Here is a 26,800-nt window from a genome sequence, read left to right as displayed (position 1 = left end):
CTCAGTCGGGCATTCTTATGAATGTCCATTCGATCCTCCGAAGATTCCTAGTTGCTCGTCACAACCAGCTTCTCCGGTCCAAATCGAATGGACAACCTCCTGAAAGATCACAGGTGCCCCATCTTTTCCGTGTTCTGTGCGGAAAGGGTGGGATAGCAGATGTCCCCCACCTCCACAACCCAAATTCGTGCACAGCACGAACCCGCCTCAATCCATCACGAAACTCCAGACCGGAAAAAGGTAGACCGGGGATTCATCCCCGGCAAAAGCAAGCGCCGTCATCGGGGCTGGTAGGGATGGGCTTTAGCCCTTCCATTTATCCCCTGAGGCGAGCTTTCAATCATTGTCAGCAGCCCAAACGCACCAAAGGCGCATTTCATACCAGCCCCACCAAAATAGCCCCAGCAAACCGCAAAATTCGCCGGGTATGACGCCCTGAATCCCAAGTCCAGCAAAGAAGCCCAGCGGGCTGAATGCCCACCTCATCTCACTCCCGTCGCGTGTGGAACATACCACAACAGTTATATTTTCCCGCAGCCGCGCGACCTATGCACAAATGCCCATAATTCCCTGCAAAAACATCGCCAACAAAGCCACTAAGTTACAGAAAACTTCGCTTGACACAGTCCTCAGCCCTCATCAATCCAGGCAAAAGTGTTCCACGAGGAGCAATGCATCGCCAAAGCGAAAAATTGCTCCACGTGGAGCAAAAATCACCCACTCCGCGTCTGTCATGCTCCACGCGATTCCGCACTTTTTGACTACAACGAAAATTGCGACTACGCTGAAATCCCTGCTGAAAGGAGATATCGCATGAAGCGCTGGCAATGCAAAATCTGCGGTCACATCTACGACCCAGCCGAAGGCGACCCCGACACCGGCATCCCACCCGGAACGCCCTTCGAAAATTTGCCAGCGGATTGGGCGTGTCCGGACTGCGGCGCAACCAAACAGGACTTCGAGCCGATACCGTAAAAGCTGTTGCCGATAATTACATCCACTTCAGGCACAATAGAGCTGAGCCCAATTCCACCATCGGGCGGAAAAATCGCCGCGGTCAGGAACCGTTACCCAAAAACAACAGCAACCGCGCGTGTTGCTATGAAAATCAATTACCCCCTCCCCCTCCCTGCATATATCTCTTGTATTTTCAAAAGCCCCTCCCGCTGGATTCGTTTCATGACATACTTAAGCGCATCAATTTCCGCTCAGTAGGGGGCAAAAATGCCTGCTCCACAAGACCCGCATGCAAACGAAGCAGAGGCAGTGACTCCCGAGATTGTTCCATCGCCGCAAGCTGCGTCCGGCAACGTAGATCGACAAAGCGAAATTCTGCTATTCGATGAAGCCGATGCTCTCTTCGGCAAACGAACCGAAGTCAAAGACAGCCACGACCGTTACGCCAATCAGCAAAGTACACCGCTAGCGAAACGGACCAGCGATACCAAGGTGCGCCCGAGGCGCATCTCATCCCGGCCCAGAGCAAAATAGTCCCGGCGAGCCGCGCAGATTATTCTCTAAAGTAGTTCCTTAGATCGACCAGCGATTGTTTTGCTTCGGAGATCAATGCTCAGACGCAGTTTCCTTAAGGCTTCTCTTGCCGTAACCACGGCTTCAATCGCGGATGAAACTTTGTTTGGACGTCCGCTTCGCGCGCGCCACCGCAATTACAGCTTCAATCAAACCATCTCGCGCGAAGTACTGGGCAACTATCTCTCCCGCTCCATTTGCATGGAGGGTTTGCTGAACGGCCGCGGTGACCTCAACGACAACATCCGCATGCTCGACAACATCGGCGCAAAATACATCGCGCGCAGCATCTGTCTCTGGGGTGGCGAAGGCAAGCTTCTCGACAATTTCGCGCGAGCCAAACAGCAGATGCCGCAAGTGCTTGCAGCCGATAAAGACAGAGTTCTAGAAGCATGCATCTTCGAGATCGTAACCACTGAAGTCGAGCAAGTGCCGGTCCCCGCGTGGGCTTTCACCGCGCTGGGCTTACCCGTCGAGCAACGCAACTTCCGCTACGACTCGATCCTCTATCCACCCGATCAGCGAAAACGGTCATGGGGAAAGAACGGCGGGGTTCCGGACGTCAGTCAAACCGAAACACAACTCTGGTTCTACTTCCTGGCAGCCTCTTATATCGACCTCGGCTTCGAAGCTATTCACTGGGGCCAGGTGGAGATCATGAACAACAACGATCCCCATCTGGACCACTACGCCCATCTCTTTGCCCTGGTTCGCGCCTATGCAAAGCAGCACGCGCGGCGCGGAATGGTCCTCTGCAACGCCCACGTTCCCAGCGGCGGCCTGGTACGCGACGGGCAGTTGCTTCTCGATTTTCACGCATTTCCACTGCGCATTAAAGAAGTTCCGGACCACCCGCAACAGGCGATTCTGCAAGTCGGATACCTCGACAGCATCTTCCTGCGCAGCAAGGGCGGCCGAACGTATAGCGGCTGGGACTGTGCGCATCTGCCGTATCTCGTGGAACTCGACAATTACGGAGCAAGCCGGCATCCGGGAGAAGCAGGGCAAGGCGCAGACTGGGTCTGGGGTTACGACGAGATCAGCTGGTTTGCCAACCAAAGCAAGCAGTACCGCACCCAATGGCTTCGCTACGCCTGGGGCTGGGTGAAGAAGACGGACCCGGACGGTTATCTTGAGATGCCGGGCAGCCGGACCGAAACTTCACCGCTCGATCACCGCCGGTGGTACTTCGCCAATCGGCCAAGCGCAGCCGTTCCCGATGGCCTCGATGATGAGGACGCGATTCGTGCTATATGGAGAAGTGACCGGTAACGTTGTTTACCGAGGCGGCTGAGTCACATCTCACTATCGCAGTCGACTCGATGATTGTTCATCGGATGATGGTTGATGCAATCGCTGTTGATGCTGGTGGAGATGCGGGCCCACAGCCTTTCTTACCGAGCCCGCATCTCTCCGCTTGCTTATGACCCGGGTTGCTCTTCGTGCTCTTTCTTGGGCTTGGGTGCGCCTGCGTTCAGGTCATCCCAGTTGAGGATGGTGTTGAAGCCAAGGAAGAATGTGCCCTGTGTCTGCCAGCGCCAGAAGGGGCGCAGAGCAAACATGACGACATGTCCCTGGCCAAGCGGCACATCGACGGCGAGGGCGCGTCCTGTCAGTGCTTCGCCGCCGGCCAGTTCTCCGGAGAGCAGGATGTCGTTGGCGTTCTTGGGGAAGGTCATAACCACGCGCGGTTTTTCGTTGCTCTCAGTAGACATGCCAAACTGGCGCATCATCTGGCGCGTGGCTGCTTCTTCGCTGATCTGTTCGTGCTTGTCTGCGTTGGCTGCTTCGGCGTCTTCCGGTGTGTAGGGTGAGAGATGCTCAGGAACGGCGTTGGGAGTGATATCGGCTCCGACGCCGGGTGCTGTGGGAGCACCGCCACGGATGCCGCCGGTGCCTACGCCGCGCGCTGAGGCGACCTCAAGGACTGGATCGCCGCCGAAGTAGATGGGAAGCTGCGTGCCGTCGTATCCGTAGACGATAGGGCTTTTGGTGTCGGTGATGATGCCGCGCATGATGGAGCCTTTGGCGTACATGTTGCGCGGGTGCTCGATAGAGATGCCGCTGAGGATGCCGAAGTCGGGCAGGATGGTGGTGGTTGAGCCCTCGGTGATGAGCGTGCCGCCCTGCTCGACGAACTTGGCGAGCTCCGTGAGGCCGTCGATGCCCATACCGCCGCGGATATCGTCGCTGGAGTCGAGTGCGCCCAGGTTGGGGGTCAGCTCCGTTTTCTTGTATGGGATAGGGTCTTTGCCGGTCTTTGGAATGCCGTTGACCTGCGAGATGGAGCTGCCTCCGACGCTTGGGTAGAGAATCACATCGTACTTGCTGCGTAGATTGCCTTCGCGCAGTTTCTGGTCGGCGAAGTAGGTGTAGGGGATGCCGTAGTGATCGAGCGCGGCACGCACCCAGCCTTCATCCTGCGTGCGCTGCCATGAGTGCACGAAGCCGATGCGAGGCACGTTGAGGTCATGGGTTTTGACTGAGGGCATAGAAGATGTGGCCCATGCCGAGAGGCCGTATTCCTTAATGGATGGGCCTAGCTTTGCTGCGTCCGCGTCAGGGATGATGAAGGCGCCGGCGCGGAAGTGATGACCTTCGAGGTCGAAGTCGTCTTCAGCGGCGAGCATCTTCGTGTCGGCGTTTTTGAAGCGGAAGGTGACGAGGGTGTTGTCGGTAGTGTGGTCGACGACGAGGATGTTGCCGCTGCCCTGGATGCTGCCATCGACGGCGGTGTCGGCAGTGAGCAGCGTCATGGGCTGGGTGAGCAGGCTCTTGTCGGTGACGGTCTTTACATCGACATCGCGCATGAGTGGCATGGTCCAGCCGGTGTCGTCATAGGGCAGGGGATTGGCTGCAGGGTAGTTCTGCAGCGAGAAGTACATGTCGACCAGCGTGCGGTAGGGCTGGTCGGCGCGGATGATGTAGTCGCCTGCAGCGACGTTGATTTTGCCGAACTGGCCTGCGCTGCTGGCGCGATCGACTTCGACGCCCTGATGGCGCAGATCGTTGACGAGATCGGCGGCTTCAACCTTGCGGCGTTGTGTGGCGGGAATGACCCAGCCGTAGGTAGGGCCGTTCTTGCCCTTGTCTACAGAGCGCTTGTTCTTGAGCCAGTAGTTTTCGAGATAGAGCTCTTTGTCTTTGGCGACCTGATGCAGAGCGATGAGGAGCGCCGATTCCTGAATGTTGGTGTTGTTGCGCGGTCCCCACTTGATGGAGGGCAGCGGCGGATTAGGGCGATACCACTCGCGGCTGGTCGTGGTTGCAGGCAATTGCAGATTGGGGTTGTTGTCTGGGCCGTAGGATTGCACTTCATAGAACCGTCCGAAGGAGTTATGAGTGATTGCGATCCAGAAGAGATAGTTGGGCACCCATCCGTCATAGAAGCCATAGGTGAAGACGCCGGGGACGTTGCGCTTGGCCATCTCCATCACTTCGGTCTGTGCGAGCGACCACCACTCGCTGATGGCGATTGGGTCGAGTGAATCGTTATACGGACCAGTGCCGGTGGAGGCATAGAGATAGCTCTGCGCTTCGTGCAGATCGTGCAGGATGGTCGGGTGCCAGTCGAGCACGGTCTTAGTAATGTTCTGCGTGAGCTTGAGGTACTGGCCCATGCCGTCGCGGTTGTTGTCATGCGCGACGTACTTGCCCCAGTACATCAGCGGAGGCTTGGGCTTGCCGGTCTTTTTGCCGTAGTAGTAAGTATCAACTTCCTTGTCGCGGCCGTCCGTCTCGATAACCGGCGTGATCAGGATGATGGAGTTGTTGCGGATCTCCTGAATGAATGGAGTCTCTTCGACAATGAGGCGATAGGCCAGCTCAACCAGCATCTGCGGGCCACCTGTCTCAGGTGAGTGGATGCCGCTGGTGAGGTAGTAGATCGGCTTACCGGTCTTGATGATTTGGCGCGCCTGTTCTTCCGTGGTCTTGCGTGGATCGGTTAATGCGGCGAGCTGATCTTTGTACTTATCGAGGTTCTTGATCGTGGCTTCGTCGGCGATGGCGAGAAGCACCTCGTCGCGGCCCTCTTCGGACTTGCCGATCTTCCAGAACTTTGCCCGCGGCGATACCTGCGCGAGCTTCTCGTAGTAGCTGTTGATCTCTTCGTTGTAGTAGAGCTCGCCGGGCTGGCCGGGCATTTTGCCGAAGAACTTGAGCGGCGTGGGCACAGTGTCGGACGCGGGCAGGTGATCGACGAGCTCGGTGGTGATGCGCGGGTCCTGCAAGTATTCGTGGATGCGTTTGGTGTATTCTTCGTCGTTTTTCTGCGTGGCTGGTGCGGCTTTGCTTGCGTGAGCGGTGCTCTCGGCTGCGACTGGCGCTGCGTATGCGCTCAGTGCGAGCAACGCGGCGAGGCATGTACTACCGGAAATGACACTGCTTACAACGCGAATACAGCGAACGGTAATGCGGGAAAAGCGAACGGCGCGTTCGTTGATCATGTGGGCTCTCCGAATAGTTTTTAGATTTCTTGAAACGACGCTCTCAGGACCGCGCACGGGAGTTGGCCTGAGAGGTGAAGCGCACAGCGATTTCGATTTCGCGCGGATCGTTCGTTTCCGGAACTCTCGACAGGGCTGGACTTCGCGGATTAACCGGCGGAATTTTTGGAATGATTCAAGATAGCAGAGGATTTCGGCAGGTGGGGGAGGAGTTTTTCGCGCGGAACGCGATTGCGTTGAGGGATATTTCCGGTAGTGATTACGCGCCGGTGTTTCTGGAATTTTTTGCCAGACGCTTCGGCGGAATGTAGTGGAAATGGATCAGATAGATATTCTCACCCTTGCCATGCTTGGCCACCTTGAGCAGGTCAAGAACGCCGAGAAAGCCGGATCGGCGAGCTAGCTCTGGAGTGATGTCAGGCAGGCCGATCTGTTCGATGCTATCGACTTCGATATGGCCTTCTTCCATCGGATAGCGCTTGCCGGCGGTGACACGCGGACTGAGCCAGAAGCGGATGGTGCAGGTGACTTCGCCGCTGCGGACACGATCGCGAAGGCGCTTGGTAAAGACCATTGCCGAAGTGTACAACCTGATTCCAAGATACGGCCTGTTGCGTTTAGCCCCTGGATGCATCGCGCAGACGCAGAAAGAGCCTGAACACAATGTGCTCAGGCTCTTCCGGGTGATCTGTTGGGATTGGCCGATGTTGACTGGGGCCATCGCGCACTACCGCGAAAGCCAGTGGCCCGTTGGCACGCCGCCAATGGGTCTTACGCTGGGGCTGGGGCGCGACGCCCTAGGCCTCAGTCACCTCACGTTGGATTTGCTTACTACTGTCAAAATTCATATATCGGATCATCCTCCTTTCCCGTGTAAGACGAAGCTACCGCTGAGTGCGGCCTGGCGTCAAGAGGCGGTTGCACGCGAGCGCTTGACCCAGTCCTCAAGCAGGCAATAGAGGCAGCGCTCGTGAAAGGCAAGCTTAAGAAAATCAGCATGGCGATGATTGCCGTTATTCGCGCCGTTCGCGGAGTCAAGCCAGTGGCCGATGGCGCCTCCGAGATAGCTCTCGATGACGGCAGGATGGATGAGGCATTTGCGGCACATTGCTGGCGTATGCGAGAGGCGGCGCGAGACGCGGCGGACTGCTTCGGTGACGTTTTTTCTGGCGTCCTCTTTGGCCGCGGGCAGCTGCAGCTGGCTGAGAAATTCGAAAGCCATGAGCGAAGCGCACCAGGTGCGAAAGTCGCGTGCAGAGAACTCACCGCCGGTGCTGGAGCGCACGTAGTCATTGAGGTCTGAGCAATCAACGCGGGCCCGTGTGCCATTGCTGCCGGTGTATTGAAAGAGCTCGAAGCCCGGCAGGTCTGTGTATTCGCAGACGAGGCGATTAAGGTGAGGGTCGCCGAGATCGATCTTGTGTTTCTTGCCTTTGCCGTTGATCTGAAACCAGGTGATATTGCCGGTGTTCGATTTTATACGTTTTGCTATATCGATTTTCCCGATGACTTTATGGTCGTTGCCGTTGTCATTGCCGCTTGAGGCCGCGCTGTCCATGAGGCGAGCGAGGATAGCCAGGACGCGTTCGCGGGGCATGTCGGGCAGCTCAAGGTCCTGCTCGACGCGAGCGCGGATGGCAGGCAGAATCTCGCTGAAGCGGAGCATTTGCCCGAAGCGTGTTTCGTTGCAGAAGGTGCGCCAATGCGCGTGATAGCGGCTTTGTCGGCGGCCGCGGCTGTCGCGGCCCGCGGCTTGCAGATGGCCTTCAGGGGTGGGTGATATCCAGACCTGACGCCATGAATCGGGAATGGCAAGCGCTTTGATGCGCGCGAGCGTGGCTTCGTCATGAATGATGGTTTGGCGGCCCGTTGGACTAGCGCTGGCCGGCATGGTGTAGAGATAGCCTTTACCGCGGCGATAACGGCGGATGCCCGGCTGCGTGTCGCTGGCAAAGCGCAGCCCATTGCGAGGAGTCGATGCCGTAACGAAATCCGGCATCGCTTCAGAATTGCGCCGGGAGGGGGAGGTTAAGCTACTTCGAAACGAGGCGCACATTCCCGATTTGGATGCAGGCTCTATCTCGTTTGTTCTCAGCTATCGTCGAATTCAGTCGATTTGCTTTTAACGATTTCAAAAAAAGTTTTTGACGAAGTGAGGGAATTGGAAGCTGATGGATCAGGCGGGAGAGCTGTGACCCTGGCACTGCAGAACGCCAAGAAAGCGATGGAATGGGCCTACAGCCTCGCGAAATGGGTCGGCTAGCAGGCGGATGAGCTGGTGAAGATGAGTGAGATCGTGGGTCGTCCAGGCGGAGAGAAGCTGAGAGATGGTGACGATGCCGAGGACAGGATGATGGCCGCGTAAGGCGAAGTCGGATGCTTTGAGTTGCAAAGCAAGAAGCGCGTCGAGATTGACGTGGCGCGTCTCGGTGAATTGCTTCAACAGATCGGCGATAGGACACGATAGATCAAGCTCACGCTGGCCGGTGCGGCTGAAGGGCGGAAACGGTTGCGATTCGCCGAACTCGATGATGTGGCGGATGCGCGGCATCCAGTTGGTCTGATCGGTGTGGATGAGATGCGCTACGACCTCGCGGGCATTCCATGAGTCGCCGCCTTCGTTGCGGTCGAGCTGCGCGGGCGTCAGGCCTTGCAGCAGTGCAGTGAGGGTTGCGGGTGTTTGCGACAACAGCGGCAGGCAGGACTCGAGCGTTGGTTCCATGTGCGGCCTCGATGAGCTTCGTAGTTGGACGAACTTTGCAGCTAGTGGATGCTCGACGATGCTGCGGGGACTGATTTTTCGTATTGCGGCCAGTGTGCCATGAGCTCGGCGACGACGGCGTGGCCGACGCGATAGGCAGCTTCCAGCGAAGGCAGGTAGGCACCGTACTGGCCGATGCGCTGATGCGAGAGGCTCGAAGATGCGTCGAGCCCGTTGGGTTGCTGGTCAAAGTTGCTGACGGTGCGCAGGACGAGGATGCGGTTCCAGTCCACTTTGCCTGAGCGAGCGAGATTCTGTAGCGTCAACAGTGTTCCGGTGTCTTCCATGGCGGTGGTGGCAAAGTGGCCCTGGCTGTTGCTGAAGTAGGTCATCCACTGCTGCGCCCAGTCGTTCATGAGCTTGCCGTGCCAGTAGCGCGAGCCGGAGACTTCATCGCCCTCGATCACATGCGGAGGCTGTTTTGCGGCAGGCGAGTCGAAGTGAGAGCGCAGCTCTTTGAGGTGATCGTCGTCGGGCAACTCGACGTGCTGGGTCAGATGGAAGGCCCAGTCCATGAGGGTGCGGTTGGTTTGAAAGACCTGACCTGCGAGTGGTTCAGCGGGCGCTTCGAATGGGGAATTTTTGCGCAGCGGCAGAACGCCGGTGGGCCAGTCGGAGGGGATTTCGCGGGCGTCGATCTCATAGCCGAGGTCGCTGTCGACGATCCAATTGGCCCAGACTGCTGAGCCGAGAGAGATGACCTGCGGGTTGCCTCCAGCGATGCCTGCGATGAGCCAGTATGCGTGAGTGAGATCAAAACGGGGATCAAGGCCAAGGGCCATGATGGTGCTCGCGGCGTGCGCCGTGCCCTGGCCGGTGACGATAGCTAGCTCGCCGTCGGCGTTCATGCGGACGTCGTGATAGGCCGAGGGCAGTGGATAGATGGTGTCGAGGTGATCGCGCTCGGCCCAGTACTGCAGCTCGCCGGGGCGATCGCCGGTGTCATTGCCTGCTTCGAACATGGCGACGACGACTACTTTGACTGGGATGGGTTTGGGGGCGGACTGGGCGATGGCGACGGCCTGGCCAAGGCCAGCGAAGGAGACGCTGAGAGTGAAGAGGCAACAGGGAAGAAGGCGCATGGATGAAGGGTCCTGTGGCTATGGTACGGGAGGAGCGAGTGCGAGTGTTGGATGTGAAGTGCGTGGTCATAGGCGTTTGCAATGAAACCTCGAAGGTGAGTTCTTTTTCTAAGCAACGCACTGTACCAGCGGGGAAAGGTGGAGTCGATACCTATACTCTCTCTGCAGGGCCAAATAGCGGACTCTACTCCTCACGGGTGCTTGCAAGGAACGGGCCTTAGTATGAAGGAGGCTATCAATTGGCATAAGCGGAGCAATAGTGAATCGCAAATCAGACGATGCACATTTGCCAATCAGCTAGGAGGAAAGGACGCAATGCTACCAAGTGAGCTTGCAAAAACAATTTACTTAGGAGATCGCGCGTTCAAGTCTCTGACGATAGATGGCTCGGAGAGCCGCATCGTGATCCAGATCGACGAGATATCGAGAGTGAGAGATCCGTCTGGAAAGTGGAATTACTACAACGATGAAAACATTGTAGACGGCTTGTTGGTGTTCTCTGAGGTCAGATCCATTCTGTTTGAGCCCACAGGGCCAATTCCGAATGACTATATCGACTATTTAGAAGCAGAACTCCTGCCGGATGGCTTCTACCGATTTAGAGTGTCAGCCGGTTCTGTCAATGAGCTCTCCCAATCTACGGACGTTCTCATAACAATGGATGCGAAGCGCTTTCATCTAGAAGATCCGACAAAACCCGGCTTTGTGATCGAGAGTTGATAATTTGGACGGGTGGCCTTATGTTTCCTTCACCACTGAGATGTCCCAAGTCTCGGTTCGGAGAGATGACTGTTCAGGGAGAAGCAGATTCCCTGCGGGAATGACAGAAAGAAGGGCAAAGGCAAATGCAAATGACCTACTGGCTGCAAGGCCAGCAGCGCTAATGAATCAGCCTTTGGCGGAATTCGCTGGGCGTATAGCCGGTTTGGCGGCGGATGAAGCGGGTAAAGGTGGCTGAGTCCGGGAAGCCGAGGCTGGCGGCGATCTCGGTGAAGTTGTGGCGGGTGTCGCGGATGTGTTCCATGGCTACATGCAGGCGATAGTTGCGCAGATAGGCTCCGAGGGTGGGTGGCCCAGATCTGAAATCGCATCCACTGAGGGTGCCCCAGGTCTCAACGAGACCTGGGTTACGATGCTCCCATGGCCAGCAAGCTAACCCGGTATCAGCAGACAGGCAACTTCCATTTCATCACTTTCAGTTGCTACCGGCCCAAAACATACTTAGACACTCCAGTCGTTCACGCACAGCGGAGATAGAATCCTGGTGGACCACCATGTCCCAAAGAACGAAGCATTGCTGAAACCCAGGTCTCAGAAGCGAGACCTAGGGCACCCTCCGTTGTTTAATTTGTGGATCTGGGCCACCCGCCCACCGCCCTGACGAATTACGTTCCAAGCTCAGAGAGCGTTCGTCTTGTGATCTATGCGGTAACTTAAATCATCTAGAACCGCGGCCGCTACGCGAATCCTTCCCTATGTGGCCAATCCTCTTGAGCGCTACATACAGCGCACTGTCTTTGATTCCACTCAACCAGAGTTCATCGAGCCTGTTCCAGCCCTGCAGAGTACTTCCCTCATGGTCCACCCATTCGATGACGGCGTTGTAAGCGTTCCACAGACTTGTCTGTGTCTGAGTTCCAGCGCCGTCGTGTAGTCGGAAGAATTGCTCCCTGCACGTGGAGGGGAATCGGCTGATTTGATCCTCCGAAAGATGGGTTCGCCAGCGTCTAGCGCCGGGCTTGGGAGAGTAATGCGCAACGTCCACAAAGTATCTGTCTACTTGCTCCAGGCTAACGGGCATTTCGCTCATTTGTTTGAACGCACTTGTTACAGCGAGTAAATGGGTCCGCATCGCCTTGCATGCTTCTTCGTTTCCAGCAGAAAACCTACGGGGAAGCTGATCCTTTAGGGGAAGCTGGGGTTCCGGGTTATGAAAAGTTCCCTGGGTCAGAACTCCATTCGTTGATGCTCTGACGAAGAGGTACGAAAGCTTGAGATAGTTTGTCAAAGGGTTATGACCAGAAAGCAAAAACGGCCTAAGAGGGTCGCGATTATCAACATTTTCGCAATTGAGAACCTCGAATATCATCCACACCATCTCGCATCCGTTCCATTCACAGATACTGTCGATGGAGAGGCATCCCGAATCGATGAGTGGTTGGAATAGGCCAAACGCTTCGTTGTTCTGGAGCGGAATGAGGTTACGCCGAAGTGCTTTGATAAAGACCGCAGGCACAGACGATCCCCGGCCCTCACAAAACAGCTCTCGCTTTCTGGGTTGGGGCTCGCGTACTACAAACCGCCCGAGGTTAGCCTCCTTGATTGCTTGCTCCACAGTACTTCCGCGGTCCACTATCTTGACCGCGTCGTGCCATGGTGTATGGTTATTTGGTTCTGTGTTCATAGCTCACTCCGAGTCGATCAGAACTGTCTGACAAATGGATTCGGGACCTCCGTACGATCGAGCTAAAACCTAATCTGATCTAAATATTTGGGATTTCGCGAAAACCATTCTAATTCCCGCACAAACGGACCTAGACCATCCTCATTTGTGAGAGGTCGGAGCGCTGCTTTTTGGGGTTTCGAAATCCATTTGTCTGTGCTTATCAGTGAATCAGCCGCCGTCTGAACTCGCTAGGGGTGTAACCGGTTTGGCGGCGGATGAAGCGGGTGAAGGTGGCCGAGTCTGGGAAACCGAGGCTGCTGGCGATCTCGGTGAAGTTGTGGCGGGTGTCGCGGATGTGTTCCATGGCGACATGCAGGCGGTAGTTGCGCAGGTAGGCTCCGAGGCTTGAGCCGAAGGCGGTGCGGAAGCGTGCGCGCAGGCGGCTCTCGGAGATGTGGAGACGGCGTGCGAGGTCTTGCATGTTCACGCTCGTGGGGTGTGATTGGCGCAGGTAGGTCTCGATATCGTTGAGCAACTGAGTGGAGCGCTTGTCGGCGAGCATGGGCGTGGCTTTAGAGTCGTGCAGGTGCGGCTGGAGCTGCGCGAGGACGCTGGCGATTTCAAGAGCGAGGATCTGGTTGGAGGATTCTTGCTGCCGCGCTGTGTATAGCTGCAGTGATGCAGTTAAGCGGTGGCGGATAGATGCGTCGAACTGGAAGGCTTTGCCGCGAAACTGCTCGAGCGGAGCGGGGCGATCGCACTCGAAGGTGACGATGAGCCAGAGGATGTCTTCGCGCTGGGTACGAGGGAAGACGTGGAACTGATAGGGCAGGATGAGGATGCCTTCGCCGGGGTGCAGCTCGACTTCGTCACGGTCAATGCGGACGGTGCCTGCGGTTTTGAGATTGAAGATGAGCACGAAGCGGTGATGCGGGCGTAGCTCAAAGGTGGCGCGGCGTAGATCGGCTCCGGTGGCGCGGCGAAAGATGAGGATGTTGTTGGGGACGCAGGTTTCCGCATGGGTGCGGCCATGGAAGTAGTTACGCGGCGTAGCGAGAGATCGGGCCAGAGATGGTAGTTGCGTTGCCATAATGTGCAGATGCTGTGATCACGATAGCGGGAAAGCAGCCGGGCGTGAAGAAAAATCTGTATTTGTGTATAGATAAAAAAGACAAAAGTACGATCGCTTTTGCTAATAGAGAAAAGAGAAGACTTGTTACGTTGCAGTCAGGTGGCGGAGGCCTGTGATGCATAAAGTAAATATTGCGCTTGTCGGCTTTGGATTTATGGGAAACATGCATGCGCAGATATATAAACAATTGGCAGGTGCGCGGCTGGTGGGTGTGGCTGATCCGCGCACGGAGTTGGTGCACGGGAAGCTCAAGGAGCTTGGGCTGGATGTGCCGGTGTATGATTCGCTGCCGGAGTTGTTGACGGCGCGGCTCGAAGTAGAGATGGTAGATGTCTGCACTCCGCTGGACGCGCATGAAGCGGATGCTTTGATTGCACTGGAGAGTGGACGGCACTTGTTCTGCGAGAAGCCACTTGCTCCAACGCTCGCTGCTGCCGATCGGATCATTACTGCGGCGAAGAAGGCTGGAGTGATGGCGCAGGTGGGGCACTGCATTCGCTTCTGGCCTGAGTATCAGGCGTTGCGGCAGTTTGTGCGCGAAGGTAAAGGCGGGCGGCTGCTGAGTCTGTCGATGACACGGCAATCGGGGCGTCCGGAATATGCGGCTGATAACTGGCTTAACCAGGAGCAGCGGTCGGGTGGGGCTGCGCTGGATCTGCATATTCACGATACGGATTTTGCGCTGGCGCTGCTGGGCAAGCCGTGCGCTGTGCAGTCGCGGGCTGTGTTTGATTACAGCGGTCCGGCGCATATCTTTACGCTGTATGACTATCCGGATGTTGTGGTGTCGGCGGAGGGTGGGTGGAACTATCCGGCGAAATGGGGTTTTCGCATGGCGTTTCAGGCGGTGTTTGAAAAGGCGTGTATCGACTTCGATTCAGGCAAGTCGCCGACGCTGATTGTCACGTGGAACGATGGCGCGCCGGAGCCACTGGCGTTTCAAACGCCCGCTGTAGGTGAGTCGCAGGGTGCAGGTGGAAACATATCGAGTCTGGGTGGGTACTTCAATGAGTTGCAGGCATTTGTTGCTTGCTTGTTGAGCGGTGCGCCGCCGGTGGATGCGACGCTGGAAGACGCGCGTGCTTCATTGGAAGTGGTGTTTGCGGAGATCGAGTCGGCGCGCACACGGCGCGCGGTGAGCGTAGGAGGTGAGGCATGAAGAAGTCGGTGAGTATCTGGTCTTTTCCTGCAGAGATGACGCTTGAGAATAAGCTGCGGCTGGCGCGTGAGGCTGGCTTTGAGGGATTCGAAATCGATCTGAGCGAGGATGGTCCGCTGACATTGAACAGCACCTCACAAGAGATTGCTGTTGTGCGTAAGCTGGCAAAGCAAAATGGCGTTGAACTGAGCGGGTTGGCTACCGGGCTTTACTGGGGCGCGAATGCCGCGAGTGAAGATCCGGCGGTGCGGGCGCATGCTGAGGCGATTTGCAGAAAACAGATCGAGACGGCGCAGGCGCTGGGGCTGGATGCGATTCTGGTGGTGCCGGGGACGGTGGGAGCGGATTTTATTCCGGGCTGCGAAGTGGTGCCGTACGACAAGGCGTGGCAGCGGGCTACAGAGTTTGTGCGCGCGGTGTTGCCGGTTGCGGAGCGATGCGGGGTTCGCATCTGCATTGAGAATGTGTGGAACAAGTTTTTGCTGAGCCCGATGGAGATGCGGCAGTTTATTGCGCAGTTTGAGAGCGAGTGGGTGGGCTCGTATTTCGATGTGGGCAATACGCTAGCTTTTGGGTATCCGGAACATTGGATTTTGGCGCTGGGGGCGCAGATTCGGCGCGTGCATCTGAAGGATTATCGCCGCGCGGTGGGGTCGGTGGATGGATTTGTGGAGATACTTTCAGGGGATGTGAACTGGCCTGCTGTCATAAGCGGGTTGCGCGCGATTGGATATGACGGATGGCTGACGGCAGAGATGATTCCACCGATACCGTTTTACAAGTTTGCGCCGGAGGTGTTGTTGTTTAACACGTCGCGGGCTATGGATGCGGTGATGCGGCTAGCGTGAAGTGTGGAGTGTGTTTCAGTTCAGATGCAGGCCGGTGGCCCTCGGGTTGAAATTGCTCCACGTGGAGCAATTGTTCTGCTGAGGCAGAAAATGTTCCTCGTGGAACATTTTGTCTCAGGTCGATTGGGGCTGTGAGGCTGTGTCAAGCGAAGTTTCTTGTAAAGTGGTGGCTTTGCTCGCGATGTTTTTGCGTTGAATTATGGGTGTTTGTGCATAGGCCGGATGGTTGGGGGGAATTTATATCTGTTGCGCTATGTTCCACACGATGACCAAGTTGGTGGTGCGAGTCATTGCATTCCTATGAGGCGGGCATTCAGCCCGCATAACGCCTATGTTGGATTCTGACTCAGGGCGTCATGTCTGGCGAACCTCGCGGTTCGCCAGAGCTATTTTGCCCTGGGCTGGTATGAGATGCGCCTTTGGCGCGTTTCATACTGCTGACAAAAGTCCAGCAAGAGTTGCGTACATGCCTCAGCGGCTAAAGCCGAGTTCCATTTGCAGCTTTTACGGCACGAGTAAACTCGTGCCCTTTCAAAGCAGCGGGTTTGTCAGCATTCTCAGATGTGCCTTTGGCGCATTTTCCAGACTCTGCCTGTCCATATGCGGACACATAGGCTCGAAATTGGACGCAAAAAGCCGACTGATGCCTAGTTTGTCTAGGGAAACTACTTGCTTCTTATGGCCCGTCACTTGCTTGAAATATCTGGATGGTCTTGTCTCGAAGCCTTTCCCGAATCCGAAGTTCGGCAAGATCATTTGCGCGGGCGCCGGGCCTGTCGTTTGCTTTGCTGCTTACGATTGCACTTGGCATAGGCAGTAATTCAGCCATCTACGGATTTCTTCAGGGTTTGACTCACCCTGCCTCTCCTCTCCGAGGCTTTGACAGGATTGTTTCGATATTCAGGGAAGATCGTTTCCGCGATGCCGGACCACTGTCAGCCAGCGATTATCAGATGCTCAAAAAAAGCAGCGGGGCATTTGATTGGATTGGCGCGGTGCGAATCAGGCCAAGCAACATTGTGATTGGCACCAATACGGAGATCGCGACTGTCGCCGCTGCCACGCCGAATTTGGCTGTAGCGCTGACAATACCGTTGGATGACGGCGTGGTTGTCAGTCATCACGTATGGGAAAGCGAATTCGGCGGCGGCGCTAATGTGGTTGGCTCCAAAATTCGTATCGATAACGTAGATTACAAAATTAAGGGAATTGCACCGGACCAGTTGGATGGTCTCTATAGTGATCGCAGTGTCGATCTCTGGATTCCATTACAAGAGCGGGATCTGCAAGGCGGTGGAGACAGGCAAGAGTTTTGGGTACTTGCGCGTCTTCGCGATGGCATTTCAGCGCGTCGAGCGCAGACCGCTCTTCGTTCAGGTTCTTCCAGCGGAATAAGCGTAACCCCCTTCACGGGCATCGCGCCGAATATGGCCCGGGGATTGTCGCGCATCGATCTATTTCTTAGCTTCTCTGCTGGAGCTGTATTCTTCATCGCTTGTATCAACGTGGCTTCGCTGCTGCTTGGACGAGCTTTGAGGCGATCCCATGAAACATCTCTCCGCATCGCCCTTGGTGCGGCACGCGCTGAACTGTTGTGGGAGTTGTTCTCGGACAGCATTGTCATCTCCATTGCCGGTGGAGCTTTGGGTTTATTGCTGGCGATTTTGACAGCGCATGCTATCCCGGCTTTTCTCTTCGAGGAGGATGCGGAACGGCTCAGCTTTGCACCGCATTTGCTCCCGATCCTCACGGCGTCGTTGGCGTGTGTGGTTATTACGGTCATCTGCGGAATGATGCCGGTTCTTGGGACCGTAACCGATCGCCCCTGGATTGTTCTTCAGCGTGAAACAGGTTCGCCCTCGAAGGCAATCCGGCGTCTGCGATCTGGTTTGGTCGTTGCGCAAATTACGGCCTGCTGCATGCTTGTAATCTGTACAGCGCTTCTTCTCGATGGTCTTCACGCAGCGTTAGAAACAAGTGCGGGGCATCGCCTGGGTGATCCAATCCTTTTGACCGTACAGCGGCCTGAGGCTGAGATCAACTACTTCAACGAAGTTGAAGAGAAGGCGAAATCGGTGGCTGGTCTGTCACCATTGGCGTGGACTACCCAACTCCCGGGCAGTCAACCGATGTGGCAAACATTTAGAGTTCAGCCACCGCCCTCACAATATCGAGATGTCGCAATGGATATCGCGTGGCTTACGCCTGAGTCCCTTAATTTGCTGGACAGCCAGCCGATTGCCGGAAGGATGTTTGGGGCAAACGATCCAACGCGCAGGGTCGCAATTGTCGATGAGGATGCGGCGGCAAAACTTTTCGGCCTGCAGACGGCTGGTGTGGTGATTGAGGACTCTGCTGGTTTTCCGATCGAGATCATCGGCGTTGTCAAGAGAAAGTCGACGGATGCGATACAGCAAAGCGATCCAACGATTTACTACGGCTACGTTGATCAATCAAACGCACCGAGCCCAATGAGGCACGCACAGTTTCGCGTCCCTGTTGCACTTCCTCCAGCGGGCATCGAATTAGACGCTAATGCCGTGTCAGCGAACTATTTCGATGCGCTCAACCTGCCGTTGATAGCTGGACGAAAGTTCTCCGCGCAGCCAATTCCCGGCATGGGGCGCGTGGGAGTGATCAATCAAGAGGCGGCCAATCTCTTCTTCAACGGTAAGCCGCTCGGCGCTGGTGTGATCGATGACCGCGGTGTCAGAACCGAGATTATTGGCGTCGTCAAATCACAGGTGTTCGGGACATTTGAAAAGCACGCAGAACCCACGATCTACTTTCCGATGTGGCAAGACTGTCCCACGCGCATGACGCTGATCTTCAAAGAGGCGAAGCGGAACAGCGGAACACTTGCGGATCTTCGGCGCAAAATTGGAAATGCGCTGGGGTACAGCGCGGCGCCTATGCGCATTAACACTCTCAGCAATCAGTTGGCTCAATCTGGTCTGGCGGCGTTGCGGATTGCGACGCTGATTGGCAGCATGTCGGCGGCTACAGCGCTGATACTCAGTATCCTTGGTCTGCTGAGCGCGCAGAGCGATGCGGAATATCAGCGCCAGCATGAGCATGCTCTTCGTATTGCGCTCGGAGCTCAACGCCGGCATATCGTTTTTCTGGTTGTCGTAAATGCGTCCCGGCTTGCTTTGATCGGCACTGTAGCAGGGACGTTCCTGTCTTTCGCGCTCCTGCGTTTATTGATGGCCGATATTGCAGTTGTCGCTTCACCGCAATTTCAAGTGTGGCTGATCGCTCCTTTGTTGCCGGCGGCAATGGTGATTCTTGCGAGCATGATTCCTGCGTGGCGCGCTGCCCTCATCTCTCCTTTGGTGGTCATGCGAGACAGGTGACGCCGTGTTTGGAGTCGGAGATCTCATACATTGCCACATCTCGCAGAAGCTGGGGGTCGGTGTGAGAGCTCGGACCGAAGTCATAGGTTGATTTCGAACGGCCCGTGGCTAAAGCCACTTCCATGTTTTGCCTTGAATTCAGCAGCCTGAAGGCTGCTGTACCCTCCAGTTCGTGCTGCGCACGAATTTGGCTTGTGGTGATGCGGGCATCCGCTATCCCACCCTTTCCGCATAGAACGCGGAAAGGATGGGGCACCCCGAGAGTTGTGGTAGTTTCAGCAGGAGAAAAGATAGGGTGGGTATCCAGCATTTGGATCTTCTGCTTTTATGGGTGAGGCCAGATGGAGTTTCTGCTAATAGTGTTGATCGCTGGATCTTCTCTTCCTGCCTGGGCGTCGTTGGTGGCGGTCCGGAAGTTCTCAGCGGGCTTTTGCTTATCAATGGTCTTCTGGCTCGTGGCTGTGCTTCTCCAATTGATCTTCATTGTTCAAGTAGGGAGAGGCGCACTCACGCTTGATTATTCATTGAGGTTTGCAGCAGGCGGAATCTTGTGCGAAATCGCTTCATTGATCGTGGCCACAAGGTCTAATCGGTATAACGGTAGACCACTAGGTCTCGTTATCAGCGCATCGATTGGTATTCTCATTTGGTTAGTTTTGGTTTCTATGCATTAAGCGTTGATAGGTGGCCCTGGAATTATGCTTTTCCGGTCTTTGCTCGTTACGCAGGGAGTTTATGTTTTCCTGTTTTCAGATCTCGGAATGGAGGTCCCGGGGCTAAAGCCCCTTCCTTGCGGGCTTGTTTTTCAGGGGCATGAATGCCCCTGCTCCCTCCAGTTCGTGCTGCGCACGAATTTGGCTTGTGGTGGTGCGGGCATCCGCTATCCCACCCTTTCCGCATAGAACGCGGAAAGGATGGGGCACCCCTAGAGTTGTGGTAGTTTCAACATGAGAAAAGATAGGGTGGGCACCCGGCGAAAAACATCCCTCCGGGCTGAAGCCGTGCCCCTTCAAGACACGCGATCTCATGCGTTTTTCAGCACCATCAATGAAAAAGGCCATCCACGAGGGATGGCCTTTGGTGTTCGTATGGGACTGAGTTACTGGTTGATGCCGGTGCGAGCTTCGGCTTTTTCTGCCAGCACCTTATGGGCGGTGTCTTCGAGGGCCTGGGCCTGGGGCATGTAGGTGATGGCTTTCTGGATCATGGGGTCCCAGTCGGCGAGAGTCTTCAAGCGCACGGTTTCCCCATCCTGATAGCCGATGATGTAGGCGCGGATGTTGGCTTTGAGCCAGTCGCCGGCGGAGGTGATGTCCGCATCGGTGAAGGGGATGCCCTGGGTGGTGAGGAATTGCTTGAACGAGGTCATCACCGCTTCATCGATCTGGAAGTCCTTAGCCGCAGTGTGATTGCTGAGGTAGTAGGACGTGAAGTGGAAGAAGGCGTCGTTGTAGAGCAGGGTGTCCATGAAGTTGTTGGACTTGGGAGGCGTGATCTTTTCGTCTGGCGTGATGCCGCCGCCGCCGTAGACGGTGCGTCCGGAGTCGGTGAGCTTTACTTCCTTATTCGTGTTGTCGGCGGGGAGCGCGTTGGCGTGGTTGTAGTAGTCGTAGAGCGAGACGCCCTGATACTTGCGCTGAATGAGGCGGCCTGACGGTGTGTAGTAGTGATAGGTGGTGAGGGCGAGGCCGGTGTTTTCAGAGAGGTTATAGACGGTCTGAACGAGGCCTTTGCCGAAGGTGGTTTCGCCGACGATGAGTGCGCGGTCGTGATCCTGCAGAGCGCCGGAGACGATCTCGGCAGCCGAGGCGGTGTTGCGGTTGACCAGAACTACGATCGGGAAGGTATGGCCGCCGTTGCCATGAGTGGCGGTGTAGACCTGATCGGGATAGGCGCGGCCACGCTGCGAGACGATGACCTGGCCCTTGGCGAGCAGATGATCGCAGATTTCGACTGCCTGGCTGAGCAGGCCGCCGGGGTTGCTGCGCAGGTCGAAGACGAGACCTTTCATGTTGCCGAAGCTATTGATGGCGTCGTCGACTTCCTTGGCGCTGGTCTGCTGGAACTGGGTGAGATGGATGTAGCCGACGCCTGGGCGGATCTCGTATTTGAGATCGACTGACGGATGCGGGATGTCATCGCGGACGAGGTCGAAGGTGAGCGGCTTGCTCTGGCCTTCGCGGGTGACGGTTACGGTCACGTGGGTTCCGCGGGGGCCTTTGAGCATTTTGGCGACGGTTTCGGAGGTGAGGTTTTCGGTGCTCTTGCCGTCGATGGAGACGATGACGTCACCGGGTTTGAGGCCCGCGCGGTAAGAGGGTGTGCCCTCATAGGGAGTGCGGACGTAGATTTTGTTGTTCTGCTGCTGAATCAGCATGCCGATGCCGAAGTAGTGGCCGCGCTGATCTTCCTGCATGCGGGCGTAGTCCTTCGGGTCGTGGAAGGAAGAATGCGGATCGAGAACGCGCAGCATGCCGGGTATGGCGCCGTCGTAGATGGCGGTGTCGGCTTTGTCGCCGGTGATGGGGTCGGCGTAGTTCTGCTCGACGAGGGCGTAGACGCTGGTGAAGGCCTTGAGATTGTCGCGGAGTTGGGATTCATCCACGGCGGATTGAGCGCCTACTCTGCTTTGCAGCAGGGTTCCAGCGGCGGCGCAGATGCCGAAGAAAACAATGAGGGAGAAAATCGCCCGGCGGACGCGCGGAGTCATGAGTGGAAAAACCTCCAGACGCTGCCGCTGCGATGGGGAAAGGTCTTGCTCTGAGGAGGAACCCGAACCTGGCCGGAAAAAGGACCAGAAACAGGGCCGGAAACACAGCAAAGGCCCAATCCTGCCCACCGGCGCAGACGGAGCAATCTTGTGGGAAAGTATAGCATCGTACCGAGTTTGACGTGGTGCGGCGGGGAAAGACTCAATCGCGTTATTGGCCGGCTGAAAACGGCGGTGGGCCAGACCAATGTAGCGGTTGAGGTTCGAGCAAGGAGACTCTGTCCAGATCGAAACGGGCGTGGTGCTTTCGGGACGTTTACAATTGCGTCTAAGGATCAAGCCGAGGATTGGGAGCAGACCGCCGTGTGCGGCATGCCGGATTCGAGGACGACCCGTTGTTGAGTTCCTATGACCCTAAGACCATCCCGCTTCTCTGCAATTTCTTCGTTTGTCACTTCCGGAGTGTTTACTCGCGCGGCTGCGCTGGCGCTTGTTTCCGGACTTGTGACGGTAGGCGCTCAGGCCCAGGCGCATCCCTCTGATTCTGCTCCGCAAAGCGCGTATGGCGGGCAGGTTGTGGAGCAGGCGATTGCGCGCGTTAATGACCAGGTAATTTCGAGCTCCGATTACGAGCGTGCCCAGAAGGAGATGGACGACGCGGCGCGGCAGCGTGGCGAGTCACTTCAACAGATCGCCGACGGGCATAAGGATCTGCTGCGTAACCTGATCGACCAGCAGCTCTGGCTCTCAAAAGGCAAGGAGCTGGGCATTACGGGTGACGACGAGCTGATCAAGCAGCTTGACGATATTCGCAAGAAGTACAACCTGGCGACGATAGACGACCTGGAGAAGGCGGCCAAGGAGCAGGGCGTTTCGTTTGAGGACTTTAAGCAGAACATTCGCAACCAGATCATTACGCAGGATGTGATGCGCGAGGAGATCGGGCACAAGGTGCAGATTACTCCGGGCGAGGCGCAGCGGTATTACGAGGCGCACAAGGCAGAGTATCAGCAGCCGGAAAGCGTTCACCTGGCGGAGATTCTGGTGTCGGCTGGCGGCGCGGAGGGAACGGACGACCCGCAGAAGGTAGCGGCGGCGAAGGCCAAGGCGGATGATATTGAGGCCAAACTGAAGGCTGGCGACAGCTTTGACACAATTGCCCGTGCGCAGAGCGATGGGCCGACGGCGGCTGAGGGCGGCGATCTGGGCAAGTGGCAGCGCGGCGGGCTGAACAAGGTGTTTGAAGACGCAACTTTCGGGCTTAAGGCAGGAGAGTATACGGCCCCGATCCGGACGCGGCAGGGTTATGTGATCTTCAAGGTTGTAGAGCACAACACCGGTGGAGCAGCACCCTACAAGGATGTTGAACCGCAGGTGGAAGAGGCTTTGTTTGAGAGCCGCATGGAACCGGCGATCCGCTCGTATCTGACGGAGATGCGCGAGGAAGCGTATATCGACATCAAGCCGGGGTATGTGGATGCGGGAGCGAGCCCGAAGGAGACGAAGCCGGTTTACAGCGCGTATACGCCTCCAGCGCCGAAGAAGAAGCATAAGGCGCAGCGCGTACGGTTCCGCGAGACGGAGCGAGGTTTCCGCAATAAGAACAAGGCGTCGGTTGTGGATGTGTCTGCAGACACGACACCGGCCAAGCCTGCGGTGAACAGTACTGCAAAGGCATCAAAGGCTGCGAAACCGGTTTCAGAGAAGCCGGGCAAGCGCGAGAAGATTCGTTTTGGACAGGCTCCGCGTGAGACGCTGCCAAATGCGACGGAGACGAAGGTTGAGGATGCAGGCGCGCTGCCGAAGGATCAGGTGGACGCCACCACGGCGGAGATCACCAACCCGCTGGATCAGGCTCCGCCGGAAAAGAAGACACGTTTCAGAGATCGCGCCAAGCTGCCGAAGGAAAAGAAGCCGCAGGGTCCGCAACTGGACAGCTTTACGCCAGCGCCGCCGGATTCGCAGGAAGTGGCGGATCGGCAGACGCAGTCGGCTCCTCTGGGTCTAAACGGCGATACTGCGAAAAAGAAGAAGAAGCATCAGACTTCGAACGGACAGAAGACACGCATGCAGGAGCGTCCGAAGGACGAAACGCAGAAACAAGCGCCTGAGTTGACGCCTGCGGCTCCGGTGGCGGGAGCGCCTGCTCCGGCGAAGCCGACACCGGCTCCGGAGAGCACGACGCCGCAAAGCACAACACCACAGAGCACTACGCCACAGGGTACGAGTCCGCAGTAGCGGGGTTTGCGATTTGGTAAAGGCTGCCGGCAAGGTCCCTTAGGGTAGAAATACTTCCCTCAACGGCTAAAGCCGTATTCTTTTGGCAGCTTTTACGGCACGAGTAAACTCGTGCCCTTTCAAAACAGCGGTTTGCGGTTTGGTAAAGGCTGCCGGCAGAGATGCCGGCAGTTTTGTTTTGTACCGGGTTTTCAAGAACCGGAGCCTGGGCGCAGTCGTAGCGCGGAGGCTGAATGCTGTAAGCTGCCCGAATATGAAGGAAGTTTTTGTAGCCGATCTGGCAAAGCTTGATGAGAACAAGCCGTTTGATGGAGTGTTTCTGGTGCTGAGCAAGCAGCAGCGGACGACGCGCGCGGGGAAGCCGTATCTGAGCCTGACGCTTGGGGATAACTCAGGGCAGATCGAGGCGCGGGTTTGGGATGTGACGGATCACCGGATTGCTCCGGATTTTGAAAAGGGCGATGTGGTGAAGATTCGAGGGTGTGTCTCGAAGTTCGATGGCACGCTGCAGTTAAAGGTGGACATGCTGCGCGGCGTGATGGAGGTGGAGTATGAGCGCGCCGATCTGCTACCTGCGACTACGTATGACGTTGCGGAGTTATGGGTGAAGCTGCAGCAGGCTGTGGCGAGCTTTACCGAGCCGGATCTGAAACGGCTGGTAGAGGCGGTGCTGGCCGATCCTGCGGTAAGTGGGGCGTTTCGCGAGGCTCCGGCGGCGAAGCAGTTGCATCATGCATGGCTGGGCGGGTTGCTGGAGCATGTGGTGAGTTTGATTGGGCTGGCTGATCGTGTGGTGCCGCATTATCCGATCCTGATGCGGGATTTGGTTTTGACGGGCGTGATTCTGCACGACATTGGAAAGATTCGCGAGCTGGCGTGGGCGACGGGGTTTGAGTACACGCTGGAGGGGCAACTGCTGGGGCATATTCAGATTGGGGCTTCGCTGGTGGAGAAGACGATGGATGCGCTGCCGGGATTTCCGCCGAGGTTGAAGACGCTGGTGCTGCATATGATCCTGAGTCATCACGGGAAGCTGGAGTTTGGGTCGCCGAAGTTGCCGATGATTCCGGAGGCGCTGATGCTGAATTTTCTGGATGACATGGATGCGAAGATGCAGACGCTGATGACGGAGTTTCAGAAGTCGGAACGGATGGGACGGGCGGCGGATGAGATGACGGATAGGATCTGGGCGCTGGATCAGCGGACTATGTTGAATTCGCGGGCGTGGCTCAATGCTGACGAGTCGAAAAGCTGAGGGCGTGCGATGGCGGGGTGCACTAAGTGCGCGGGGTTTTCTGAGCGGATAAATTTCTCCACTCCTGGGGAATATAAGGATGTTGTCCGACAACTCATCGAGATTGTCGATCAAGGAATCTTTGTCCTTATAGAAGCAAGCTGCCCGCTACGCGATGTGTTTCAACCGGTGTGGCCCGACGATGTTTTGGCGCATGGCTTCCGGTGCGCCGCGTGTGGGCGGATGTTTGATCTGCGGGCGGATACGTACCATGGCGGGGCCAGCTGGAAGCCGCGATGAAGACGGTAATGCATGTAGAAGCTTAAATAAATCTTGCGGGAAGATCGTTTATAAACGAAACTATGAATGCGTATGAAATTCGTCATTACCTGACAGTCGAAGGGAAGGACGTATTCGAGGAATGGCATTGCAGATTGCGTGATACCAAGCTTCGAATTGCGGTTGACCGGAGGGTGAATCGGGTCGAGTTCGGCAACTTCGGAGATCATAAGTTTTGCCAGGACGGAATCTGGGAGTTGCGTATCGACGTTGGGCCTGGAATCCGAGTGTATTACGCGATGTCTGGCGCAAAGGTCATTTTGCTGCTCTGCGGTGGCGACAAGGGAAGTCAAAGCGCAGATATCGATAAGGCTTGCGATTACTGGAGAGACTGGCAACGCAGGAATGCGAGTAAGGAGGCGAAATGAACGATCGATCTCATGATGATGCGATGGCTGAGCGTTTTCGCGAGGATCCGGAATATGCGGTCCAGTTGCTGAACAGCATTCTTGAGGATGGGGAGCAAGGGGAGCTTTTGATTGCGCTGCGCCAGTTGGCGAAGGCGTTCGGGGGTGTACCTGTGATTGCCAAGCAGGCGAGCTTGAACCCGACTCAGCTTTATCGAACGCTCTCCGAGGACGGCAATCCAGAGCTTCGCAGTCTGGCCGCTATCCTAAGAGCAATGGGACTGCGTCTTGCGGTTGAACGGGTAACTGCGGCGTAATTCCTGACAGAGGACTGCTGAGACGAAGTAAGATGGCGAGGATATGAGCTATTTCCTTTTTAAGACAGAACCGGATGTGTATTCCTTTGATGACTTTCTCCGGGACAAGGAGACGGTGTGGGATGGGGTGACGAATCCTACGGCGGTGAAGCATCTGCGCGAGATGCCGAAGGGGACGAAGTGGATCTTTTACCACACGGGCGATGAGAAGACGGCGGTGGGGACGGGGACGGTGGTGAGTGTGGATGCGACCGATCCGAAGGTGCCGGTGGTGAAGGTGAAGGTGGGCAAGCGGCTGAAGACGCCGAAGACGCTGGCGTCGATTAAGGCTGAGCCGCTGTTTGCGCAGTCGCCGCTGGTGCTGATTGGGAGATTGTCGGTGGTGCCGCTTACTGAGGAGCAGTGGGAGTGGTTTGTGGCGTAGTTCAGGCTAAAGAGGAGACTTTGTGAACTCGTTTTGGCATAAACGCATACCATTTCGCTACGCCGTCTTATTTTTAATAGTGGTGTTTTGTTTTGCAGATTTGGGATATTTCTTCCCACTCAGTGCTCACCAGGATCTGCCGTTTCAGGTTATCGGCGAATGTGTTGCGTTACTGATACTCTCGCTGATTCTGCTATTGGGCTACTCATTGCAGAAGAGTAGTACTTGGAATGCTCAAAGGGGCGTCGTGAGGGTGATTGGGGTGGCACTTGTGTTTGCTGTTAGTCTCCTCACGGCGGATTGGAGACAGAGCTTTTCCGGCGATCACTTCGATTCCGCGCAACTTTTCACTCGTTTGTTGCGGGCTCTCTTAACAGGTATATTCACTTCTATTTTTATAGAGATTTTTCGACCGACCCCCCTGAAATCTTCGAAAGAGGAAGGAGTTGTTGTTTGAACAGGCGGAACAGCGTATGCGTTTCCGGAGGC

Annotated in this window: 22 protein-coding genes; 13 read left to right on the top strand and 9 right to left on the bottom strand. The window is 56.4% G+C overall.

Annotation, left to right across the window (positions count from 1 at the left end):
• Nucleotides 1–813 precede the first annotated feature (813 nt).
• The 3 genes from rd (at nt 814) to OHL22_RS22085 (ending at nt 2,802) form a co-directional block, all read left to right on the top strand.
• Nucleotides 814–975 (top strand): rubredoxin, encoded by a 162-nt coding sequence (gene rd, locus OHL22_RS22095; protein WP_263341955.1) that lies wholly within the window; start codon nt 814–816, stop codon nt 973–975.
• A gap of 249 nt (nt 976–1,224) precedes the next feature.
• Nucleotides 1,225–1,491 carry an ATP-binding protein gene (locus OHL22_RS22090; RefSeq protein ID WP_263341954.1) on the top strand — a complete coding sequence of 89 codons (267 nt, stop codon included), beginning with the start codon at nt 1,225–1,227 and terminating at the stop codon, nt 1,489–1,491.
• Nucleotides 1,492–1,566: 75 nt separating this feature from the next.
• Nucleotides 1,567–2,802: a hypothetical protein gene (locus OHL22_RS22085; protein ID WP_263341953.1), complete on the top strand. Its 1,236-nt coding sequence runs from the start codon at nt 1,567–1,569 to the stop codon at nt 2,800–2,802.
• Between the two features lie 149 nt (nt 2,803–2,951).
• On the opposite strand, the gene OHL22_RS22080 is transcribed toward OHL22_RS22085, so the two are convergent.
• From OHL22_RS22080 to OHL22_RS22060, 5 genes are all read right to left on the bottom strand, one after another.
• Nucleotides 2,952–5,978, bottom strand: a complete 3,027-nt coding sequence (locus OHL22_RS22080; protein ID WP_263341952.1) for a M14 family zinc carboxypeptidase — start codon at nt 5,976–5,978, stop codon at nt 2,952–2,954.
• A 259-nt stretch (nt 5,979–6,237) separates the two neighbouring features.
• The gene (locus OHL22_RS22075; RefSeq protein WP_263341951.1) at nt 6,238–6,567 is read right to left on the bottom strand and encodes an ASCH domain-containing protein; all 330 of its coding nucleotides are present in this window, start codon (nt 6,565–6,567) and stop codon (nt 6,238–6,240) included.
• 318 nt (nt 6,568–6,885) lie between these two features.
• Nucleotides 6,886–7,977 (bottom strand): DNA topoisomerase IB, encoded by a 1,092-nt coding sequence (locus OHL22_RS22070; RefSeq protein WP_263341950.1) that lies wholly within the window; start codon nt 7,975–7,977, stop codon nt 6,886–6,888.
• A gap of 177 nt (nt 7,978–8,154) precedes the next feature.
• Nucleotides 8,155–8,700: a DinB family protein gene (locus tag OHL22_RS22065; RefSeq protein WP_263341949.1), complete on the bottom strand. Its 546-nt coding sequence runs from the start codon at nt 8,698–8,700 to the stop codon at nt 8,155–8,157.
• Between the two features lie 41 nt (nt 8,701–8,741).
• Nucleotides 8,742–9,821 carry a purine-nucleoside phosphorylase gene (locus tag OHL22_RS22060; protein WP_263341948.1) on the bottom strand — a complete coding sequence of 360 codons (1,080 nt, stop codon included), beginning with the start codon at nt 9,819–9,821 and terminating at the stop codon, nt 8,742–8,744.
• Between the two features lie 222 nt (nt 9,822–10,043).
• On the opposite strand from OHL22_RS22060, the gene OHL22_RS22055 reads away from it, so the two are divergent.
• Nucleotides 10,044–10,541: a DUF6258 family protein gene (locus OHL22_RS22055; RefSeq protein WP_263341947.1), complete on the top strand. Its 498-nt coding sequence runs from the start codon at nt 10,044–10,046 to the stop codon at nt 10,539–10,541.
• A 160-nt stretch (nt 10,542–10,701) separates the two neighbouring features.
• Here OHL22_RS22055 and OHL22_RS22050 read toward each other — a convergent pair whose 3' ends face one another.
• The 3 genes from OHL22_RS22050 to OHL22_RS22045 all read right to left on the bottom strand — a co-directional run bounded on the left by OHL22_RS22050 (nt 10,702) and on the right by OHL22_RS22045 (nt 13,297).
• Nucleotides 10,702–10,995 carry a helix-turn-helix transcriptional regulator gene (locus tag OHL22_RS22050; RefSeq protein WP_263341959.1) on the bottom strand — a complete coding sequence of 98 codons (294 nt, stop codon included), beginning with the start codon at nt 10,993–10,995 and terminating at the stop codon, nt 10,702–10,704.
• Between the two features lie 264 nt (nt 10,996–11,259).
• Nucleotides 11,260–11,673, bottom strand: a complete 414-nt coding sequence (locus tag OHL22_RS25150; RefSeq protein WP_396127119.1) for a DUF932 domain-containing protein — start codon at nt 11,671–11,673, stop codon at nt 11,260–11,262.
• A gap of 754 nt (nt 11,674–12,427) precedes the next feature.
• Nucleotides 12,428–13,297 (bottom strand): helix-turn-helix transcriptional regulator, encoded by an 870-nt coding sequence (locus OHL22_RS22045; protein ID WP_263341946.1) that lies wholly within the window; start codon nt 13,295–13,297, stop codon nt 12,428–12,430.
• A gap of 157 nt (nt 13,298–13,454) precedes the next feature.
• Here OHL22_RS22045 and OHL22_RS22040 point away from each other — a divergent pair, with 157 nt between their 5' ends.
• The 3 genes from OHL22_RS22040 to OHL22_RS22030 all read left to right on the top strand — a co-directional run bounded on the left by OHL22_RS22040 (nt 13,455) and on the right by OHL22_RS22030 (nt 18,702).
• Entirely contained in the window at nt 13,455–14,498 is a 1,044-nt protein-coding gene (locus tag OHL22_RS22040; protein ID WP_263341945.1) for a Gfo/Idh/MocA family protein, read from the top strand.
• Entirely contained in the window at nt 14,495–15,346 is an 852-nt protein-coding gene (locus OHL22_RS22035) for a sugar phosphate isomerase/epimerase family protein (protein ID WP_263341944.1), read from the top strand. The genes OHL22_RS22040 and OHL22_RS22035 overlap by 4 nt, the downstream gene beginning before the upstream one ends.
• A gap of 707 nt (nt 15,347–16,053) precedes the next feature.
• Nucleotides 16,054–18,702 (top strand): ABC transporter permease, encoded by a 2,649-nt coding sequence (locus OHL22_RS22030; protein WP_263341943.1) that lies wholly within the window; start codon nt 16,054–16,056, stop codon nt 18,700–18,702.
• Between the two features lie 1,099 nt (nt 18,703–19,801).
• Here OHL22_RS22030 and OHL22_RS22025 read toward each other — a convergent pair.
• Nucleotides 19,802–21,412: a S41 family peptidase gene (locus tag OHL22_RS22025; protein WP_263341942.1), complete on the bottom strand. Its 1,611-nt coding sequence runs from the start codon at nt 21,410–21,412 to the stop codon at nt 19,802–19,804.
• A gap of 408 nt (nt 21,413–21,820) precedes the next feature.
• Here OHL22_RS22025 and OHL22_RS22020 point away from each other — a divergent pair, with 408 nt between their 5' ends.
• The 6 genes from OHL22_RS22020 to OHL22_RS21995 all read left to right on the top strand — a co-directional run bounded on the left by OHL22_RS22020 (nt 21,821) and on the right by OHL22_RS21995 (nt 26,768).
• Nucleotides 21,821–23,650 carry a peptidylprolyl isomerase gene (locus OHL22_RS22020; RefSeq protein WP_263341940.1) on the top strand — a complete coding sequence of 610 codons (1,830 nt, stop codon included), beginning with the start codon at nt 21,821–21,823 and terminating at the stop codon, nt 23,648–23,650.
• Between the two features lie 253 nt (nt 23,651–23,903).
• Entirely contained in the window at nt 23,904–24,905 is a 1,002-nt protein-coding gene (locus tag OHL22_RS22015; protein WP_263341939.1) for a 3'-5' exoribonuclease YhaM family protein, read from the top strand.
• Between the two features lie 341 nt (nt 24,906–25,246).
• The gene (locus OHL22_RS22010) at nt 25,247–25,591 is read left to right on the top strand and encodes a type II toxin-antitoxin system RelE/ParE family toxin (RefSeq protein WP_263341938.1); all 345 of its coding nucleotides are present in this window, start codon (nt 25,247–25,249) and stop codon (nt 25,589–25,591) included.
• Nucleotides 25,588–25,887: a helix-turn-helix domain-containing transcriptional regulator gene (locus OHL22_RS22005; protein ID WP_263341936.1), complete on the top strand. Its 300-nt coding sequence runs from the start codon at nt 25,588–25,590 to the stop codon at nt 25,885–25,887. Before OHL22_RS22010 ends, OHL22_RS22005 begins: the two co-directional genes overlap by 4 nt.
• Before the next feature lie 43 nt (nt 25,888–25,930).
• Nucleotides 25,931–26,311 carry an EVE domain-containing protein gene (locus tag OHL22_RS22000; protein WP_263341934.1) on the top strand — a complete coding sequence of 127 codons (381 nt, stop codon included), beginning with the start codon at nt 25,931–25,933 and terminating at the stop codon, nt 26,309–26,311.
• Nucleotides 26,312–26,333: 22 nt separating this feature from the next.
• On the top strand, nt 26,334–26,768 hold the full coding sequence (locus tag OHL22_RS21995; protein ID WP_263341931.1) for a hypothetical protein: 435 nt from the start codon (nt 26,334–26,336) through the stop codon (nt 26,766–26,768).
• Nucleotides 26,769–26,800: the final 32 nt, after the last annotated feature.

It is taken from the genome of Acidicapsa dinghuensis (assembly GCF_025685685.1).
Taxonomy (GTDB): Bacteria; Acidobacteriota; Terriglobia; order Terriglobales; family Acidobacteriaceae; genus Acidicapsa; species Acidicapsa dinghuensis.
The sequence above is the reverse complement of the archived record's forward strand: the minus strand, read 5'-3'. Positions and strand labels throughout refer to the sequence as shown.